Source organism: Streptomyces sp. NPDC048255 (assembly GCF_040652415.1).
Classification (GTDB): Bacteria; Actinomycetota; Actinomycetes; order Streptomycetales; family Streptomycetaceae; genus Streptomyces.
Genome location: NZ_JBEZMA010000012.1, coordinates 131726 through 151210, shown reverse-complemented (window position 1 = coordinate 151210; position 19485 = coordinate 131726). Strand labels below are relative to the sequence as shown.

Below are 19485 nucleotides of genomic sequence, written 5' to 3'. Positions count from 1 at the left end.
CGGTCCCGGGCTGACGGTCCCGGGACGTACGTGAGGCCCGTCTCCCCCCGAGGGGAGGCGGGCCTCACGTGTGTGTGGAGCGGGGTGTGTCAGTCCTCGCCGAGGTACGCCTTGCGGACGTCCTCGTTGACCAGGAGCTCGCGGCCGGGGCCGGAGAGGACGACGTTGCCGATCTCCATGACGTGGCCCTGGTCGGCCAGGGAGAGCGCGGCCTGGGCGTTCTGCTCGACCAGGAGGATGGTCGTGCCCTGGGCCTTGAGCTCGGCGATGGTCGCCATGATCTTCTGCATCATGATCGGGGAGAGGCCCATGGAGGGCTCGTCGAGCATGAGCAGCTTGGGGCGGGACATGAGCGCGCGGCCCATGGCGAGCATCTGCTGTTCGCCGCCGGAGAGGGTGCCGGCGGCCTGCTTGCGGCGTTCTCCGAGGATGGGGAAGAGGTCGTAGGCGCGCTGGACGTCCTGCTGGATGCCTTCTTTGTCCTTGCGGAGGAAGGCGCCGAGGAGGAGGTTGTCCTCGATGGACATGCGCGGGAAGATGTGTCGCCCCTCGGGGGAGTGGGCGAGTCCGAGCGCGACGATGTCGTGCGCGGGGATCTTCTTGAGTGACTTGCCCATGAACTTGATCTGGCCGCCGCGCGGTTTGATCAGGCCGGAGAGGGTCCGCAGGGTGGTGGTCTTGCCCGCGCCGTTGGTGCCGATGAGGGTGACGATCTGACCGGCGTCGACGCTGAACGAGATGCCCTTGACGGCTTCGATCTTGCCGTAGGCGACGCGGAGGTCTTCGACCTCAAGGAGTGCGGTCACTTGGCCTCTCCGTCCGTGCTGGTGGTGCTGTGCGCTTCGGCGGCTTCGACCTCGGCGACTTCTTCGGCGCCGGGGGCGCCTTCGAAGGGTTCGCCGAGGTAGGCGGCGATGACGCGTTCGTCGCTCTGGACTTCGCTGGCGGTGCCTTCGATGAGCTTTTCGCCCTGGACGAGGCAGGCGACGCGGTCGCAGAGGTTGAAGATGAAGCGCATGTCGTGCTCGATGACGAGGACGGCGATGCCCTGGTCCCGGATGGCGAAGATGAGTTCTTCGGTGGCGCGGGTTTCCTGGGGGTTCATGCCGGCGGTGGGCTCGTCCAGGAGGATGAGGCCGGGGTCGCTGGCGAGTGCGCGGGCGATTTCGAGCTTGCGCTGTTCGCCGTAGGGGAGGTTGCGCGCGAGGTGTTCGGCCTTGTGGGCGAGGCCGATGAACTCCAGGAGTTCCATGGCCCTTTCGCGGCTGGCGGCTTCTTCGCGGTGGAAGACGGGCAGGCGAAGGAGGGAGGACCAGAGGCCTTGCTTGGTGCGGGTGTGGCGGCCGACGAGTACGTTTTCCAGGACCGTCATGTTGTTGAAGAGACGGATGTTCTGGAAGGTGCGGGCGACGCCGGCGGCGGTCACCTTGTAGGACTTCGGCGGCAGGACGGTGTCCTTGTACCGGACTTCTCCCTCGGTGGGGATGTAGAGGCCGGTCAGGCAGTTGAAGAAGGTCGTCTTGCCGGCGCCGTTGGGGCCGATGAGGCCGACGATCTCGCCGCTGCGCACGGTGAGGTCGACGTTCTTGACGGCGGTGAGGCCGCCGAAGCGCATCGTGACGCCACGTGCGTCGAGGACGGTCTCCGCCGTGGTGGGGGCGGTGGTGGTGGTCGTCATGGGTCAGACCCCTGCCTTGCCGAGGACTGTCGGAGCGGCAGCCTGCTCGTGGAGTTCGAGCTGGTTGCGCCGGTTGGGGATGAGGCCTTCGGGGCGCAGTCGCATCAGGATGATGAGGGCGAAGCCGAAGACGAGGAGCTGGTACTCGCCCAGGAACTGGAGCTTGTTGGGGATCAGGAAGAGGAGTGATCCGCCGACGAGGGGTCCTGAGATGGTGCCCATGCCGCCGAGGACTACTGCGGCGAGCAGGAAGGCGGAGTTGGGGGGTACGGCGTTGGCGAACTGGTACTGGTCGGGGGTGACCGTGTACTGGACGTGTGCCTGGACGACGCCGGCGAGGCCGGCGAGGGTGGCGCCGAGGGCGAAGGCGATGAGTTTGACGCGGAAGCCGTTGATGCCCATGGCTTCGGCGGCGGTTTCGTCTTCGCGGATGGCGACCCAGGCGCGGCCGATGCGGGATTCGGCGCTGCGGCGGAAGACGAGGACCACGATGAGGGTGATCGCCAGCATCAGCAGGAAGTAGTTCGCGAAGCGGCCGATGGTGAAGCCTGCGAAGGTGTGTGCGGTTCCGAAGTCGAACCCGAAGAGGTTGATGTTCGGGATGTTGGCGACGCCGTTGGGGCCGTTGGTGACGTCGGGGCCGGAGACGCCGTCGAGGTTGTTCATGGAGATGCGGAAGATCTCTCCGAAGCCGAGCGTCACGATGGCGAGGTAGTCGCCGCGCAGGCGCAGGGTCGGGGCGCCGATGAGGACGCCGAAGATCATGGATGCGGCTGCTCCGGCGAGGAGTGCGGCCCAGAAGGGCAGCTGGACGCCGAAGGGCGAGTTGGGGGAGCCGGAGACGAGGGCCGCGGTGTAGGCGCCGACGCCGAGGAAGGCGACGTAGCCGAGGTCGAGGAGGCCGGTGAGGCCGACGACGATGTTCAGGCCGAGGGCGACGGTGGCGAAGATCAGGATGTTGACCCCGAGGCTCGCGTACTGGTCGTCGGTCTGGGTGAGGGGGAAGGCGGCTGCGGCGGCGAAGGCGCCGACGAGGGCGACGTTGCGGTGGCGGGCGGTGAGGGTGGTGAGGCGGGCCATGAGGCCTGCCTTGTTGAGTGCTGCCGCGCCGAAGCCGGTGGTGATCAGGAAGCCGATGAAGAGTTCCTGGTACGGCGTGGTGATGCCGTAGGTGAAGACGGTGAGCGCGAGGCCGAGGACGGCTGCGATCAGGAGGATTTCGGTCCAGGCGGGGAGGACCTTCGCGGGGGTGATGGGTCCGGAGGCGAAGGCTGCCTTGACGGTGGTCCAGGTGTTGCCGGCTTCGTGCTTGAACTTGTCCCAGTCGTTGTCGTCGGGGTCGGGGCCTTCGAGGACCGGCCGCTTGAAGGGCAGGGCGAAGGCGCCGATGACGGCGGCGAGGGTGACGAGGGCGGCTACGCCGGCGCCGGGTTCGAGGTCGACGATGGCGCCGAGCTTCACCACGATGGCGATGACGGTGTACCAGGTGACGGCGAACGCGGCGAGGGCGGAGAGCTTGATCGCTGCGTCGGCGCCGGCGGGGGTGAGCCAGCTGAGGCCCTTGACTCCGTAGGAGGCGAGGCCGAAGAGGGCGGTGAGGGCGCCGCCGATGAGGGCGAGCCACTGGAGTCCGCCGGGGTAGCCGTAGACGGTGAGGTCGCCGGGGAAGGCGGAGGTCCAGGTCCAGGCGAGGAAGGCGGAGAGGACGGTGAGGGCGCCGCCGCCGGTGGCCATGGCGCGGGCGGTCTTCTCGGGGAGGGCTATGAAGCCCTTGTCCTCGGCGGGGGTGTTCTTCGTGAGGTCTGCGGTGATGGTCGTCATGGAGGTCACACCCTGTCCGACACGCGCTGGCCCAACAGGCCTTGTGGCCGGAAGAGGAGCACGAGGATGAGAAGTACGAACGCCCAGGTGTTGCCCCAGGACTGTCCGCCGAGCTGCTGGAGGCCGGGGATGTCGTCGACGTAGACCGTGGTGAGGGTCTCGGCGAGGCCGAGGACGAGGCCGCCGACCATGGCGCCGTAGATGTTGCCGATGCCGCCGAGGACTGCGGCGGTGAAGGCCTTGAGTCCGAGGAGGAAGCCCATCTTGAACTGGACTTCGCCGTACTTGAGGCCGTAGGCGACGGCTCCGATGGCGGCGAAGAGGGCGCCGAGGGCGAACGCGGTGGTGATGATGCGGTCGGTGTTGACACCCATGAGCTTGGCGGTGTCGGGGTCCTGGGCGGTGGCCTGCATGCCGCGGCCGGTGCGGGTCTTCTTGACGAAGAAGCCGAGGAAGGCCATGGAGACGGGGGCGGCGATCAGCAGGAAGATGTCACCGGTCTGGATGGTGATGTTTCCGAGGTGGAAGGGTCCGCCGGGGATCTCGGGGAAGACGATGGAGCTGGTGGCGCCCGGGTACCAGGCCCATACCGCCTGCTGGAGGGCGATGGAGAGGCCGATGGCGGTGATGAGCGGGGCGAGGCGTGGTGCGTTGCGCAGGGGGCGGTAGGCGAAGCGTTCCGCGCCGACGGCGATGGTGGTGGCCACGATGACCGCGCCTATGAGCATGAGCGGTAGGGCTACCCACATGGTGGTGCCGCCGGGGAGCATCAGCCAGACCGTGAGCGCGCCGAAGCCGCCGGTCATGAAGATCTCGCCGTGGGCGAAGTTGATGAGCTGGACAATGCCATAGACCATCGTGTAGCCGATGGCGACGAGCCCGTACATGGATCCCAGTAGCAGGCCGTTGACCAGCTGTTGCGGCAGTTCGTGCACCGCAGGTCCTCCGAGTCTTTCGACGGATGTGACACCGCGCGGGGCGCTTTGTGTGCGCGCCCCGCGCGGCAGAGAGGGGTGGGGTGCTAGCGGGTGGCCGGGGGGCCGGCTAGCGGGTGGGAGGTCAGCTGAGGGTGCCGGATTCGACGGTCTTGAAGTCGTCGCCCTCGACCTTGTAGACGGTCAGCTGCTTGTTGGTGGCGTCGCCGAACTCGTCGAAGGAGACCTTGCCGGTGACTCCGTCGAAGGAGACCTTCTGGACGGCGTCGAGGACCTTGGCGCGGGCGTCGGTGGGGAGCTTGCCGCCGTTGGCGTCGACGACGGTCTTGATGGCCTCGATGATGGCCCAGGCCGAGTCGTACGAGTAGCCGCCGTAGGCGGAGAAGTCGTCCTTGAAGTTGGCCTTCTTGTAGTTCGCGATGAAGTCCTGCGCGGAGGGCAGGGTCTCCACCGGGGCGCCGACGGAGGTGCTGAAGTCGCCCTGGGCGCCTTCACCGGCGAGCTCGACGTACTTCTTGTCCTTGATGCCGTCGCCGCCGGCGAGCGGGATGTTGGTCCCGGAGGCCTTGATCTGCTTGCTGAGCGGGCCGGCTGCGGGGTATTCGCCGCCGTAGTAGACGACGTCGGCGCCGGAGCTCTTGACCTGGGTCACGACGGCGGAGAAGTCCTTGCTCTCCGGGTCGATGTGGCCTTCGCCGACGACCTGGCCGCCGAGCTTGGTGAACTCGCCCTTGAAGGTGCCGGCGAGGCCTGCGCCGTAGGTCTTCTTGTCATCGATGATGAAGACCTTCTTCTTGCCGGCCTTGTTGAAGAGGTACTGCGCCGCGAAGGGGCCCTGGATGGCGTCCGTGGTGGCGGTGCGGAAGTAGCTCTTGTAGGTGCGCACCTTCTCGCCGGTGGCCCACTTGGGGCCCTGGGTGAGGGAGGGGCTGGTGTTGGCGGGGGAGATCTGGACGAGCTTGGCGTCGTCGAAGACCTTCTGCATGGACTCGGAGACCGAGGAGTTCAGCGGGCCGACGACGCCGAGGACGTCCTTGTTCGCGACGAGCTTGGTCGCGTTCTGCTGGCCGGACGAGGCCTGGGCCTGGTCGTCGAGGGCTTCGAGCTTGAAGGTGATGCCCTTGACGTACTTCTTCTCGTTGGCCTGGCGGACGGCCAGGTCGACGGAGTTGCGGATACCGAGGCCGAGGGCCGACAGGTCGCCGGTCGTCGGGGAGTCGACGCCGATGACGACCGTGGTGTCGCCGCCGCCGGCGTCGTTCCCGCCCTTGTCGTCGCGCGATCCACAGGCGGTGAGAGTGAGGGCACCCGCGGCAAGCGCGGCCGTCACGGCAATGAGCGAACGATGACGCACGATCAGTCCTTTCCAGGCACGGCGTCCCCCCTGGGACGCGCCGAGTCGTAACGCGGGGAACCGAACTGAAAGGAATCCGGCGGTCGCGGTGACTGGCCGTGACTCTAGGCGGCAGATAGGCCGATATGGAGGGCTCGGGCCAATGATGTGACTCTCTTGTTATGCCACGGCGTAATACATAGCGGATCTCCGGGGGTGGAACGGGGGAATTCCGGCCGGTTCGTCTTGTCCGCATGCTGAGATGTGGCAGGACTGTCGGCGGGTTTGAGTCCTGACTCTCCAGGACTCTGGGGGATTTTGGTCCTGACGCCCCAAGGGGTCCCCCGTCTCGATCTCCGGGACAATCGCTGGTCAGGGCCTTGAAGAGATCTCCGTATAACAGTCACCCAGGGTGGAGTCGCGGCCTTCTTTTCGATGGTCATTGCGCAGAGTTACCCCCGGAAATAGGAGGCCTGAATTCCGTGCCGTATGCACCCATTCGTAGACCCGAATCGCCTCCCCGGTCCCACGTGCCGCTCCTGTAACGGCGACGGAGCGTGTGCGTTGCCGTCTTGTCACCGTCCGTGTCCGCTCGGGGTGTCTGTCCGGTGAGCGGTGATCCAGGGAGTGGACGGGTGCGCCGACACGGACGGTGAGCAGTCCTCATGTCCAGGGGCCTCCCGTGGGGATCCCGTTGCGGTAGCGCTCGTCGCAGCGCTGCCGCGCCTCGCGGGCCACGAGGTCGCGTCCGGCGTCGCGGCCCCTGGCCTGCTCCTCGGTGCGGGCGGCGGCGACGACGGCGCGCAGGATGTCGTACTGGCCGCCGGAGAGTCCCATGGCCTGGTAGTCGCGGCCCACGGGGTCCTCGCCGGGCGCGGCGTCGAGGAGGACGCCGCTCCAGTGGGTGATCAGGCGGGTGCACAGGTCCTGCGGGGAGGTGGTGGCCGGGGCGGGCGTGGCCGGGGCGGTGGCGGTGGCCCGGGTGCCGTCCGGGGAGCAGCCGAGGGTGAGGGCGGCGACGAGGGCGGCCGCGCCGGCCAGGCGGGCGCGGCGGCGCGTGGGGGCGCTCCGGCGCGCGAGGGCCGCCGTGCGCGCTGTGCGGGTGCTCCGCGGCGTGAGGGTCGCTGCGTCTGCTGTGCGGGCGCTGTGGGGCGCCGGTGACGTACCCATGCGGGGCACGCTAGACCGGCGCCGGGGAAGTCACAACGGTCAGGCGTTGCCGGGGTGTTGCGGCTCGGTGTCGCGCAGGAGGCAGGTCAGCCGGGCGGTGCAGACGCGGCGGTCCTGTTCGTCGGTGATCACGATCTCGTAGGTGGCGGTGGAGCGGCCGCGGTGCACGGGGGTGGCGACGCCGGTGACCAGGCCGGAGCGGGCGCCGCGGTGGTGGGTGCAGTTCAGGTCGACTCCGACGGCGATCTTGGTGATGCCGCCGTGGAGCATGGAGCCGACCGAGCCGAGGGTTTCGGCGAGTACGGCGGAGGCGCCGCCGTGGAGCAGTCCGTAGGGCTGGGTGTTGCCCTCGACGGGCATGGTGCCTACGACGCGGTCGGCCGAGGCCTCCAGGATGCGGATGTCCATCTGCTCGCCGAGTCGGCCCGCGGAGAACAGGGCGGGCAGGTCGATGCCCAGGGCCGCGTACTCGTCGAGGACTTCCTGCGGGAACTTCACAGCGTGGTGCTGGCCCATGGGTCGGCTCCGTTCGTCAACGCTCGTTAACCATCTTGTCCTGAGGTCGTTCTATCAGGCCGGTTCGAAGCGCACGACGACGGACTTGCTCGCGGGGGTGTTGCTGGTGTCCGCGGTGGAGTCGAGGGGGACCAGGACGTTGGTCTCCGGGTAGTAGGCGGCGGCGCAGCCGCGGGCGGTGGGGTAGTGCACGACGCGGAAGCCGGGGGCGCGTCGTTCCACGCCGTCCTTCCACTCGCTGACGAGGTCGGTGTAGGAGCCGTCGGCGAGTCCGAGCTCGGCGGCGTCCTCGGGGTGGACCATGACGACGCGGCGGCCGCCGGTGATGCCCCGGTAGCGGTCGTCGAGGCCGTAGATGGTGGTGTTGTACTGGTCGTGGCTGCGCAGGGTCTGCAGGAGCAGCCGTCCTGCGGGGAGCCTGGGGTATTCCACGGGTGCGGCGGTGAAGTTGGCCTTGCCGGTGCTGGTGGGGAAGCGGCGTTCGTCGCGGGGGGCGTGCGGGAGCTGGAAGCCGCCGGGGCGGGCGACGCGGGCGTTGAAGTCCTCGAAGCCGGGGACGACGCGGGAGATCCGGTCGCGGATGGTGGCGTAGTCCCGCTCGAACTCCTCCCAGGGGGTCTTGGAGGCGGTGCCGAGGACGGCGCGGGCCATGCGGGCCACGATGGCGGGTTCGGAGAGCAGGCGGGGGCCGGCGGGGGTGAGGTTGCCGCGGGAGGCGTGGACCATGCCCATGGAGTCCTCGACGGTCACGAACTGCTTGCCGGTGGCCTGGACGTCCTTGTCGGTGCGGCCGAGGGTGGGCAGGATCAGGGCGCGCCGGCCGGTGACGGCGTGGGAGCGGTTGAGTTTGGTGGAGACGTGCACGGTCAGGGAGGCGCGGCGGATCGCGGCCTCGGTGACCTCGGTGTCGGGAGTGGCTCCGACGAAGTTGCCGCCCATGGCGAAGAAGACCTTGGCCTCGCCGTCGCGCAGGGCCTGGATGGAGCGGACCACGTCGAAGCCGTGGTGGCGTGGCGAGGTGATGTGGAATTCGCGGTCGAGGGCGTCGAGGAAGGCGGGTGCGGGGCGTTCGAAGATGCCCATGGTGCGGTCGCCCTGGACGTTGGAGTGGCCGCGGACCGGGCAGACGCCGGCGCCGGGCCGGCCGATGTCGCCGCGCAGCAGGAGGAGGTTGACGACCTCGCGGATGGTGGCGACGGCGTGCTTGTGCTGGGTGAGGCCCATGGCCCAGCAGACGATGGTGCGCTTGGAGGCGAGGATCATCGCCAGGGCGCGTTCGATCTCGGGCCGGGTCAGGCCGGTGGCGGTGAGGGTCTCGTCCCAGTCGGCTTCCTTGGCGGCGGCCGCGAACTCCTCGTAGCCGTGGGTGTGTTCGCGGATGAACTCCTCGTCGGTGGCGCCGCCGGCCTCGATGACGAGCTTGTTCAGGAGGCGGAAGAGGGCCTGGTCGCCGCCGATGCGGATCTGGAGGAACAGGTCGTTGAGGGCGGTGCCCTTGAGCATGCCGAGGGGGGTCTGGGGGTTCTTGAACCGTTCCATGCCGGCTTCGGGCAGCGGGTTCACCGAGATGATCTTCGCGCCGGAGGCTTTGGCCTGTTCCAGGGCGGAGAGCATGCGGGGGTGGTTGGTGCCGGGGTTCTGTCCGGCGACGATGATCAGTTCGGCCTGGTGGAGGTCTTCGAGGGAGACGCTGCCCTTGCCGATGCCGATGGTCTCGTTCAGTGCGGAGCCCGAGGACTCGTGGCACATGTTGGAGCAGTCGGGCAGGTTGTTGGTGCCGAACTCGCGGACGAAGAGCTGGAAGAGGAACGCGGCCTCGTTGCTGGTGCGGCCCGAGGTGTAGAAGACGGCCTCGTCGGGGGAGCCGAGGGCGGTCAGCTCCTCGGCGATGATCGCGAAGGCCCGTTCCCAGCTGATGGCCTCGTACCGGTCGGCGCCCTCGGCCAGGAGCATCGGCTCGGTGATCCGGCCCTGCTGCCCCAGCCAGTAGCCGGAGCGCGTGGCCAGGTCGGCCAGGGGGTGCGCGGCGAAGAACTCGGGGGTGACCCGGCGCAGCGTGGCCTCCTCCGCGACGGCCTTGGCGCCGTTCTCGCAGAATTCGGCGGTGTGCCGCTTGTCGCCCTCGGGCCAGGCGCAGCCGGGGCAGTCGAAGCCGTTCTTCTGGTTGACCTTGAGCAGGGTGCGGGCGGTGCGGGCCAGGCCCATCTGCTGCTGGGCGACCTTCAGCGTGTGCCCGATGGCGGGCAGCCCGGCGGCTGCGTGCTTGGGGGGCGCGACCTGCGGCGCGTCCTGTACCGGGTCACCTGCGGGCGGCTTGGCGGCCATGTCGCTCCCCTTCGAGCAGTGTTTTCGTACTCATCCGATCCTGTCACGCCCGGCAGACATCGCCGACGGCGGATTTGTCGGTGGGGCCCCCTAGGATCGGGGGCGTGGCAGATTCAGCATCGAAGAAGACCGACCAGACGACCGCAGCGGACCGCCCCCGCCTGATGCTCATGGACGGGCACTCCCTGGCGTACCGGGCGTTCTTCGCGCTGCCCGCGGAGAATTTCACGACGGCGACGGGCCAGCCGACGAACGCCATCTACGGCTTCGCGTCGATGCTGGCGAACACTCTGCGCGACGAGGCGCCCACGCATTTCGCGGTGGCGTTCGACGTGTCCCGCAAGACGTGGCGCTCGACCGAGTTCCCCGAGTACAAGGCGAACCGTTCCAAGACCCCCGACGAGTTCAAGGGGCAGGTCGAGCTGATCGGTGAGCTCCTCGACGCGATGCGGGTGCCGCGGTTCGCGGTGGACGGTTTCGAGGCGGACGACGTGATCGCGACGCTGGCGACGCAGGCGGAGGCCCTCGGCTTCGACGTCCTGATCGTCACCGGTGACCGGGACTCCTTCCAGCTGGTGTCCGAGCACACCACCGTGCTCTACCCGACGAAGGGCGTCTCCGAGCTCACCCGGTTCACGCCGGAGAAGGTCGAGGAGAAGTACGGCCTCACCCCCCAGCAGTACCCGGACTTCGCGGCGCTGCGCGGCGACCCGTCCGACAACCTGCCGGGCATCCCGGGCGTCGGTGAGAAGACCGCCGCCAAGTGGATCACCCAGTTCGGTTCGTTCAAGGAGCTCGTGGAGCGGGCCGAGGAGGTCAAGGGCAAGGCGGGGCAGAACTTCCGGGACCACCTGGAGTCCGTCAAGCTCAACCGGGTCCTGACCGAGATGGTCAAGGACGTCGAGCTGTCCCAGACGCCCGCCGACCTGGCGCGTACCCCGTACGACCGGTCCGCCGTGACCGGGGTGCTGGACGTACTGGAGATCCGCAACGCCTCGCTGCGCGAGCGGCTGCTGGCGGTCGACCCGGGCGCGGCCCAGGACGAGGCCCCGGCTCCGGTCGCGGCGGGCGTGGAGCTGGACGGCTCCGTGCTGGGCGCGGGCGAGCTGGCGCCGTGGCTCCAGGCGCACGCGGGCGGACCGCTGGGTGTGTCCACCGTCGACAGCTGGGCGCTGGGCCAGGGCAACGTCAGCGAGATCGCGCTGGCCGCCGCGGCGGGTCCGGCCGCCTGGTTCGAGCCGTCGGGGCTGGACGAGGCCGACGAGCGGGCCTTCGCCGCCTGGGCCGCCGACCCGGCGAAGCCGAAGGTCGTGCACAACGCCAAGGGCCTGATGCGGGTCTTCCCGGAGCACGGCTGGACCCTCGCGGGCGTCACCATGGACACCGCGCTCGCCGCGTACCTGGTCAAGCCGGGCCGCCGGTCCTTCGCCCTGGACGCCTTGTCCAACGAATACCTGCACCGGGAGCTGGCGCCGGCCGCCGCCGACGGGCAGCTGGCCTTCGGGGCCGACGACACGGCCGAGGCGGAGGCGCTGATGGCGCAGGCCCGCGCCGTCCTGGACCTCGGTGAGGCCTTCACCGGAAAGCTCGCCGAGGTGGGCGCGGTCGAGCTGCTCCACGACATGGAGCTGCCCACCTCCGAGCTGCTGGCGCGGATGGAGCGGGCCGGCATCGCCGCCGACCGCGATCACCTGGAGGCCATGGAGCAGCAGTTCGCGGGCGCCGTGCAGCAGGCGGTGAAGGAGGCGCACGGGGCGGTCGGCCACGAGTTCAACCTCGGCTCGCCCAAGCAGCTCCAGGAGGTCTTCTTCGGCGAGCTGGACCTGCCGAAGACGAAGAAGACCAAGACCGGGTACACGACGGACGCGGACGCACTGGCCTGGCTGGCCACGCAGACCGACCACGAGCTTCCGGTGATCATGCTGCGCCACCGGGAGCAGGCCAAGCTGCGCGTCACCGTGGAGGGCCTGGTCAAGACCGTGGCCGCCGACGGCCGGGTGCACACCAGCTTCAGCCAGACCGTCGCCGCGACGGGCCGGCTGTCCTCCACGGACCCGAACCTGCAGAACGTGCCGGTGCGCACCGACGAGGGCCGTGCCATCCGCCGCGGCTTCGTCGTCGGCGAGGGCTTCGAGTCGCTGATGACCGCCGACTACAGCCAGATCGAGCTGCGCGTGATGGCGCACCTCTCCGAGGACGAGGGCCTCATCGAGGCCTTCGCGACCGGTGAGGACCTGCACACCACCGTCGCCTCCCAGGTGTTCGGCGTCGAGCGGTCCCAGGTCGACGCCGAGATGCGCCGCAAGATCAAGGCCATGTCGTACGGGCTCGCGTACGGGCTGTCCGCCTTCGGTCTGGCCCAGCAGCTGAACATCGAGCCCGCCGAGGCGCGCGGCCTGATGGAGACCTTCTTCGAGCGGTTCGGCGGGGTGCGGGACTACCTCCAGCGCGTCGTCGACGAGGCCCGGGCCACCGGGTACACGGCGACGGTCTTCGGCCGCCGCCGCTACCTGCCGGACCTCAACAGCGACAACCGCCAGCGCCGCGAGGCCGCCGAGCGGATGGCGCTGAACGCCCCGATCCAGGGCACGGCGGCCGACATCGTCAAGGTCGCGATGCTGCGCGTGGACCGGGCGATCACGGCGGCCGGGCTGAAGTCGCGGATGCTGCTCCAGGTCCACGACGAAATCGTGCTGGAGATCGCCCCGGGCGAGCGGAAGAAGGTGGAGGAGCTGGTGCGCCGCGAGATGGGCGCCGCCGTCGACCTCAGGGCCGCGCTGGACGTGTCGGTGGGCGTCGGCCCCGACTGGGAGTCCGCCGCGCACTGACCCGCGTACCGGTCCGCGACCGCCCGCGAACGCCCGGCCCCGCTACCTGGTGGGGACGGGCGTTCGCGCATCCCGGTCGCTGTCGCTGTCGCTGTCGCTGCCGTCGCGGTCCCGGTCGCGACGGCCGGGGCGGTGGCGCAGCCGTACGAGGCCCCCGTACAGCAGGAGCGCCACGGCGAGGCCGCCGCCCGCGCCGAAGCAGACGGTCGGGATGATGTCGAACGGGGTGCGGATCCGGTCGAAGAAGGTGAAGAAGCGGACGACCCGCAGGGTGATCCCGGCCCCCACGCACACCGCCACCAGCGCGAGCGCACCCACGACCTCCGCGCGGGTCAGCACCGGCACGGACGCGGGGGCCGGGGTGCGCGGCAGACGGCGCAGGGCGGTCGCCGTGAACCAGACCAGCACGCAGGCCGCCACCGCCGAACTGCCGTACTGGAGGTACGAGTAGAGGGGCAGGCCGAAGGCGATCGGCTCCCCGAGCGCCGGCAGGACCTTCGTCCCCCAGCGGTCCAGGTGCGTGAAGCTGTCCCACACGATGTGCGTGAGGGAGCCGGCCACCGCCGAGAGGTAGAACCAGAGCGCCAGCGACAGGATCCGGCGCCCCCGCCAGTGCTCGCCGCGCACGAAGGCGTGCACCCGGCCCCGCCAGTCGCGCGGCAGGAGCGCGATCAGGGGTTCGCGCAGCAGCAGCCAGCAGGCGACGAGAGCGGCGGTCAGTGCCGCGTCCGCGGTGAGCACTCCGACGAGGGAGTGCGTGAACGTCCCGTAGGCCATCACCCCGCCGACCACCGCGTCCGCGAAGTAGAAGGTGTCCGGCGCGAACGACCCCAGGACCAGGGCCGAGGCGACGAGCGGCCCCCGCGCGCGTCCGGTCCGGCGGATGGCCGGAATGACGGCGGCCGCATGGCTGAGGGTGAACGGCATGGCACCTCTCCTCGGAGTTCGACGTCCGCAGGCGCAGCCGGCGGCACGGGATCCTTACTTCGGGCCAATGCCCATGAAGGGTCTGGACAGTATGCGTGACCTGCGCAGGGACGTGGGGATGTGGTGAATTCCCCGTCACGGTGCGTGCCCTGTGCAGGGAGCTGACATAGGGTCACGCGGACGTCGAGGGGGAGGGGTCCGGCTCATGTCGGCTCGAATATTCGGACGCAGGCTGCGCCGGGGCGGCGCCGCGGCTCTGGTCTCCGCACTGGTGGTCGCCGCGGTGACCGCGTCCCAGGGCCCGGCCGCCGTACGCACCGAGCGGGTGACCGCGGCCGGGGGCGGCGCGGAGCCCCTCCCGGCGGCCGAGGCCGGAGGCGACTCCGCCTACTTCACCGAACTGCCGCCGCTGATCAGCCCCGAGCCCCCGGCCGTACTGCTGCCCGAGGGGGACGGGCAGCCGGCGGCCGCGCCGGAGCCGGACGCGGCGCAGCAGCCGGAGGCCGGGACCGGGCCGCGGACGGAACAGGTGGTCACCGGCGCCGGCGAGGGCGCGCAGGGGATACCGGCGAGCGTGCTCGCGGCGTACCGGCGGGCGGAGCTGACGGTGGGGGAGAACGACCCCGGCTGCGGGCTGCGCTGGCAACTGCTCGCGGCGATCGGCAAGGTGGAGTCCGGGCAGGCGCGCGGCGGCCAGGTGGACGCGGCGGGGACCACGCTGCGGCCGATCCTCGGGCCCGTGCTCGACGGCAACGGATTCGCGAACATCCCGGACACGGACGGCGGCGCGTACGACGGCGACGGCCGCTACGACCGGGCGGTCGGGCCGATGCAGTTCATCCCGTCCACGTGGGCGGCGTGGGGCCAGGACGCGGACGGCGACGGCCGGCGCAACCCGAACAACGTGTACGACGCCGCCCTCGCGGCCGGACGGTACCTGTGCGCGGGCAACCGCGACCTGCGGCTGGACGCGGACCTGGACCGGGCCGTGCTCTCGTACAACCACTCCACCGCCTACCTGCGCACGGTGCGGTCCTGGTTCACGTACTACCTCAAGGGCACGCACGAGGTCCCGGACGGCGGTGGCGCGGGCGCGGGGACGGGCGTGCCCGCGGTGACCCCGCCGAAGCCGAAGCCGGACCCGAAGCCGGAGCCGAACCCGACGCCATCCCCGAAGCCGGAGCCGAACCCGACGCCATCCCCGAAGCCGAGCCCTACGCCTACGCCGGCTCCCACCCCGACGCCTACACCCACGCCTACGCCGACCCCCACCCCGACGCCTACGCCAACCCCCACCCCGACGCCGACGCCGACGCCGACGCCGACTCCCACGCCTACACCGACCCCCACCCCGACGCCTACACCGACCCCCACGCCGACACCTACCCCCACCCCGACGCCGAGCTCCACCCCCACGGCCCCGAAGCCCAGCCCCTCCACCAGCGTCCGGCCCACGCCCACGGCCTCCGCCAAGCCGGGCCCGGCATCCTCGCCGAGCCCGAGCCCGAGCCCGACCGGGACTCCGTAGCCGAGCGGCTCGGTCAGCCGTTGCACCAAGGCGCGGACGGCGACTGCAGGCACGGGCTCGGCGGGGGCGGCGTGTCCGTCCGGTGCTGGTAGTAGGCCCCGGCCAGGATCAGCACCACCGTGCCCATCGCCATGATCGCCTGGGTCGTGGCGGTGACGCCCGCGTTCCGCCGGGAGGCGCGCAGGCCGGCCCGGGTCATCAGCGCCGCCAGCACCCCGGCCGCCACGAGGAAGCCCCAGACCGGAGCAGGCGGGTCGGACCACTCGGTGGCGAGGCTCAGGCTGGCGAGCACCCAGGCGAAGAAGACCGCGGCGAGGCCGAGCAGTTCGAGCACGATCAGGAAGACGGCCGCGGCGACGTCCGCACCCAGGCCCCCGTGCCGACCGGTTCCGTCGGGTGAAGTGGTCATGCGCGTCAGCCTGCCCGGGGGCGGGCGCCGGGACATGAGTACGGGTACTCAGAGGAGAAGCCGCGCCCCGAGCCGTGAACGCGCAGGCCCAGACGGTTCTCATCTCGCCCCGGCGTTGCTACGGTGCCTCCGCCCTGACGCCCTATCAGATTCCGGAGGCCCGGCATGCGCGCACTCATCGCCGCCGCCAGCGGGCTCGTCCTCGCGGTGCTCCTCGTCCTCGCCGTCACGGCGCTCGGGGCGCCCGAAGGCAAGACCTCTCCCAAGCCGCTGCTCACCACCGCGCCCGCCGCGCCCGGAATGTAGAGGAGGGCCCGGCCATGCGACGCAGAGCGAGCCTTGTCCTGCTGGCCCTCGCCGTGTTCTGCGCGGCCCTCGCGCCGCTGCTGCGCTGGTACGCGTACCCGCGGCTCGCGAAGATCCCGCCGAACCAGTACCAGGAGATGGTCCTGGAGGCGAAGGACGCCACCCTCATCGACTACAACGACGGCATGAAGCCCAAGAAGGTGGACAAGGTCACGATCGTCCAGACCCTCAAGGGCAACGTGGAGGCGTCGAAGGAGATCGAGGCCGACGCCGGCAAGGACGTGGTCGTCTGGGACACGCTGTCGTACATCATCGGGCCGGACGGGAAGATGGTCTCCCAGATACCCGAGCGGTACATCTTCGACGCGCACACCCAGGACCCGGTGCACGCCACCGGCGAGATGGTCGACGGTGACCCGGTCAAACGCGAGGGCATCGAGTTCAAGTGGCCGTTCTTCACCGAGCCGCGCGACTACCTCTACTTCGACGCCCAGACCCGCACCTCCTCGCCGATCCACTACGTGGGCCCGCGCACGTACCGGGGGATGGAGGTCTACTACTTCGAGCAGACCGTCCCGTGGACCAAGGTCGCCATGCCGAAGAAGATGCCGATCGAGGGCATCGACCCGGCGACGATCGAGCAGACCACCGGCACCAGCCTCTGGTACACGGTCAAGGCGATGTTCTGGGTCGACCCGGTGACGGGCGCGCCCGTCAACGCCGAGCAGGTGATCCAGCAGGAGATGCGCGGCGGCATCGCGGCGGGCGGCCCCGACGGGAAGCTCACCGCCTTCGCCGGTCACGTCAAGATGCGCGAGGACTACGCGAAGTACACCCTCGACCTGGTCGCCTCGAACCGTACGAAGGTCCTCGCGCTGCACACCTACGCCCCGATCGGCCTGGCGGCGGGCGGGCTGCTGTTCCTCGGGCTGGCGCTGTGGCTGGAGGCCCGCGGCCGGCGGGTGCGGGAGGAAGGGGTCAGCGCCTGAGCCGGGCGTTGGTGTGCCGGGTGGGCTCGGCGGTGGCCGGGTCCTCCGGCCAGGGGTGCTTGGGGTAGCGGCCGCGCAGCTCGGCGCGGACGGCCCGGTAGCCGCCCTGCCAGAAGGAGGCGAGGTCGGCGGTGACCGCCGCGGGGCGGCCGGCGGGCGACAGCAGGTGGACGAGTACGGGTACCCCCGCGACCTCCGGGGTCTCGGCCAGCCCGAACATCTCCTGGAGCTTCACGGCGAGCACCGGCTGCCCGGCGGAGTAGTCCACCCGGATCCGGGAACCGCTGGGCACCTCGATCCGTTCGGGCGCCAGCTCGTCCAGCCGGGCGGCCTCACCGGTGGCCCAGGGGAGCAGCCGGTTCAGGGCCTGCCCGGCGTCGATGCGGCCGAGGTCCGCGCGGCGCCGGGCCCGGGACAGCTCGGGCTCCAGCCATTCGTCGGCGCGTTCCAGCAGGGCGCAGTCATCCTCTACGTCCGGCCAGGCGCCGCCGAGCGTCCGGTGCAGGAAGGCCAGCCGGGCCCGAAGCCCTACCGCGTCCTGGGTCCAGCGCAGCAGGCCGAGGCCCTCGGTGCGCAGCCCGTCGAGGAGGGCGGCCCGGACGAGGGCCGGGTCGGGGGTGCGCAGCGGTCGCGCGGCGAGCTCGATCGCCCCGAGCCGCTGCGCTGCGCGGGCGACGAGGTCCCCGTCCTCCCAGTGCACCTCTTCGCCGTCGCTCCGGAGATGGGCGGCCGCGGCCAGGGCGGTGTCCTCGTCGATGACGGCGGCCAGCCGGACGCGGGCGGAGGCGGAGTGCGGGGGCCTGTCGGCGACGGCCACGGCCAGCCAGGGTGCGTGGCGCAGCCCGGACCCCTCACCGAGCTCGGCCCCGGTCCCGGAGGCCATGAGGAAGGCCCCCTGCCCCTTGGCCTTGGCCACCCGCTCCGGGAACGCGAGGGCTGCGACGAGCCCGGCGGCAAGGTCATCGGGTGCGGCACCGCTGCCGGGGCTCCGCCCCGCACCCCGTGCCTCAAACGCCGGCGGGGCTGGATTTCGGCTGCTGCCGTCCGCTTGGCGGGGCTGGTTTGCCCGCAGGGCAAATTCAGCCCCGCCGGCGTTTGAGGCACGGGGGTTCGGGGGCGGAGCCCCCGAGGGGTCCGGGGCGGAGCCCCGGGACGGGGGGCTGGGGGCGGAGCCCCCGGTTTCGGGAAGGGGCGGGGTGGGGGAGAGCCCCGCAGGGTCCCCGACAGCCCGCTCCAGCCGCCGCACCTCGGCACGCCAGCGCACGCCGTAGGGGTCCGCCCCCCGCCGGGCGGAACGCCAGGCCGCGGCCAGGTCGTCCCCGTACTCCCGCGGCGGCTCCTCGCTGAGCAGGGCCACCACTTCCGCAGCCCGCCGGGCGCCGAGCGCGGCGGAACCGTCCAGCAGGGCCCGCGCCAGCCGCGGGTGCAGCCCCACCCGGGCCATCCGCAGCCCGCGCGGGGTCGGCCGCCCGGCCGCGTCCACCGCGCCCACCGCCACCAGCACCTCCCGCGCCGCGGCCATCGCCCCGGCCGGCGGCGGGTCCAGCAGCGCCAGCCCGGCCGCGTCCGGGTCGCCCCAGCACGCCGCCTGCAGCGCGAACTGCGCCAGGTCCGCGATGCGGATCTCCGGCGCCGGGAAGGAGGGGAGCCGGCCGTCCTCCGCCTCGGCCCAGCAGCGGTACACCGCACCCGGCGCCTCACGCCCGGCCCGTCCCGCCCGCTGGCGCCCGGCCGCGCGGGACGCCCGTACGGTCGCCAGCGCGCCCAGCCCCCGGGCGTGGTCCACCCGGGGTTCGCGGGCCAGACCCGAGTCCACGACCACGCGTACGCCGGGCACGGTCAGGCTGGACTCGGCCACGGCGGTGGAGAGGATCACGCGGCGGTGCGCCGCCGCGGTCAGCGCCGCGTCCTGCACGGCCGCCGGGGCCCGGCCGTGGATCTGGAGCACCTCCGCGTCCACGCCGCCGAGCTGCCCGGCGACCCGGGCGATCTCACCGACGCCGGGCAGGAAGCACAGGACGTCGCCCTCGCGCTCCGCGAGGGCCCGCCGCACCACCGAGGCCACGTGCGTCAGCTGCGCGGGGTCCACCCGCATGCCGTGCGGGGGCCGCACCGGCCGGGCCGGGGGAGCCCAGACGGTCTCCACCGGGTACGAGACCCCCGCGGCCTCCACCACGGGCGCGCCGCCGAGCAGCCGGGACCAGCCGGCCGCGTCGGTCGTCGCCGAGGCCGCGACGAGGCGCAGCTCGGGCCGCAGGGCCTCCCGTACGTCCAGCAGGAAGGCGGCGACGGTGTCGGCGTCCAGGTGCCGCTCGTGGCATTCGTCCAGGACGACCAGGTCGGTGCCGGAGAGCTCCTGGTCGCGCTGGAGCCGCTGGAGCAGCACTCCGGTGGTGACGACCTCCACCAGCGTCCCGGCGCCCACGACCCGCTCCCCGCGCACGCTGAAGCCCACCGACGCGCCGACCTGCTCGCCCAGCAGCCAAGCCATCCGCCGCGCGGCCGCCCGGGCGGCGATCCGCCGGGGCTCGGCGACGATCACCCGGCGCCGCGGTCCGCCGCCGACCAGTCCGGCCAGGACCAGCGGCACCAGGGTGGTCTTGCCGGTGCCGGGCGGGGCGCAGAGCACGGCGGTGCCGTGGCCGTCGAGCGCGGAGACGAGCGCGGGCACGGCCTCCCGTACGGGAAGGGCGTCGAGGGCGGACCGGCGGATCAAGGAA

Annotated in this window: 15 protein-coding genes; 4 read left to right on the top strand and 11 right to left on the bottom strand. The window is 71.3% G+C overall.

The window, feature by feature from the left end; translation table 11 throughout:
- Window positions 1-89: 89 nt before the first annotated feature.
- The 8 genes from AB0D94_RS13320 to AB0D94_RS13285 form a co-directional block, all read right to left on the bottom strand.
- The gene (locus tag AB0D94_RS13320; protein ID WP_362050318.1) at window positions 90-806 is read right to left on the bottom strand and encodes an ABC transporter ATP-binding protein; all 717 of its coding nucleotides are present in this window, start codon (window positions 804-806) and stop codon (window positions 90-92) included.
- Entirely contained in the window at window positions 803-1678 is an 876-nt protein-coding gene (locus AB0D94_RS13315) for an ABC transporter ATP-binding protein (RefSeq protein ID WP_362050314.1), read from the bottom strand. Before AB0D94_RS13315 ends, AB0D94_RS13320 begins: the two co-directional genes overlap by 4 nt.
- A 3-nt stretch (window positions 1679-1681) precedes the next feature.
- Window positions 1682-3508, bottom strand: coding sequence for a branched-chain amino acid ABC transporter permease (locus AB0D94_RS13310; RefSeq protein WP_362050311.1), 1827 nt, complete (start codon window positions 3506-3508; stop codon window positions 1682-1684).
- Window positions 3505-4434 carry a branched-chain amino acid ABC transporter permease gene (locus tag AB0D94_RS13305; RefSeq protein WP_362050308.1) on the bottom strand — a complete coding sequence of 310 codons (930 nt, stop codon included), beginning with the start codon at window positions 4432-4434 and terminating at the stop codon, window positions 3505-3507. Before AB0D94_RS13305 ends, AB0D94_RS13310 begins: the two co-directional genes overlap by 4 nt.
- 124 nt (window positions 4435-4558) lie before the next feature.
- Entirely contained in the window at window positions 4559-5788 is a 1230-nt protein-coding gene (locus tag AB0D94_RS13300) for a branched-chain amino acid ABC transporter substrate-binding protein (protein ID WP_362050305.1), read from the bottom strand.
- Window positions 5789-6430: 642 nt separating this feature from the next.
- Window positions 6431-6937, bottom strand: coding sequence for a hypothetical protein (locus AB0D94_RS13295; protein WP_362050302.1), 507 nt, complete (start codon window positions 6935-6937; stop codon window positions 6431-6433).
- Between the two features lie 39 nt (window positions 6938-6976).
- Complete coding sequence (locus AB0D94_RS13290) at window positions 6977-7453, bottom strand: hotdog fold thioesterase (RefSeq protein WP_362050299.1); 477 nt, start codon at window positions 7451-7453, stop codon at window positions 6977-6979.
- 54 nt (window positions 7454-7507) lie between these two features.
- Entirely contained in the window at window positions 7508-9778 is a 2271-nt protein-coding gene (locus tag AB0D94_RS13285; RefSeq protein ID WP_362050296.1) for an FdhF/YdeP family oxidoreductase, read from the bottom strand.
- A 104-nt stretch (window positions 9779-9882) separates the two neighbouring features.
- On the opposite strand from AB0D94_RS13285, the gene polA reads away from it, so the two are divergent.
- Window positions 9883-12606: a DNA polymerase I gene (gene polA, locus AB0D94_RS13280; RefSeq protein ID WP_362050293.1), complete on the top strand. Its 2724-nt coding sequence runs from the start codon at window positions 9883-9885 to the stop codon at window positions 12604-12606.
- Between the two features lie 42 nt (window positions 12607-12648).
- Here polA and AB0D94_RS13275 read toward each other — a convergent pair whose 3' ends face one another.
- On the bottom strand, window positions 12649-13533 hold the full coding sequence (locus AB0D94_RS13275; protein ID WP_362050290.1) for a DUF4184 family protein: 885 nt from the start codon (window positions 13531-13533) through the stop codon (window positions 12649-12651).
- 205 nt (window positions 13534-13738) lie between these two features.
- On the opposite strand from AB0D94_RS13275, the gene AB0D94_RS13270 reads away from it, so the two are divergent.
- Window positions 13739-15061, top strand: a complete 1323-nt coding sequence (locus AB0D94_RS13270) for a lytic transglycosylase domain-containing protein (protein ID WP_362050287.1) — start codon at window positions 13739-13741, stop codon at window positions 15059-15061.
- 13 nt (window positions 15062-15074) lie between these two features.
- Here AB0D94_RS13270 and AB0D94_RS13265 read toward each other — a convergent pair whose 3' ends face one another.
- On the bottom strand, window positions 15075-15470 hold the full coding sequence (locus tag AB0D94_RS13265; RefSeq protein ID WP_362050284.1) for a DUF6234 family protein: 396 nt from the start codon (window positions 15468-15470) through the stop codon (window positions 15075-15077).
- Window positions 15471-15635: 165 nt separating this feature from the next.
- On the opposite strand from AB0D94_RS13265, the gene AB0D94_RS13260 reads away from it, so the two are divergent.
- Window positions 15636-15776, top strand: coding sequence for an SPW_0924 family protein (locus AB0D94_RS13260; RefSeq protein ID WP_362050281.1), 141 nt, complete (start codon window positions 15636-15638; stop codon window positions 15774-15776).
- 14 nt (window positions 15777-15790) lie between these two features.
- Window positions 15791-16765 (top strand): DUF3068 domain-containing protein, encoded by a 975-nt coding sequence (locus tag AB0D94_RS13255; protein ID WP_362050278.1) that lies wholly within the window; start codon window positions 15791-15793, stop codon window positions 16763-16765.
- Here the strand turns inward: AB0D94_RS13255 and AB0D94_RS13250 are convergent.
- Entirely contained in the window at window positions 16755-19481 is a 2727-nt protein-coding gene (locus AB0D94_RS13250) for an ATP-dependent helicase C-terminal domain-containing protein (RefSeq protein ID WP_362050275.1), read from the bottom strand. The genes AB0D94_RS13255 and AB0D94_RS13250 overlap by 11 nt on opposite strands.
- Window positions 19482-19485: the final 4 nt, after the last annotated feature.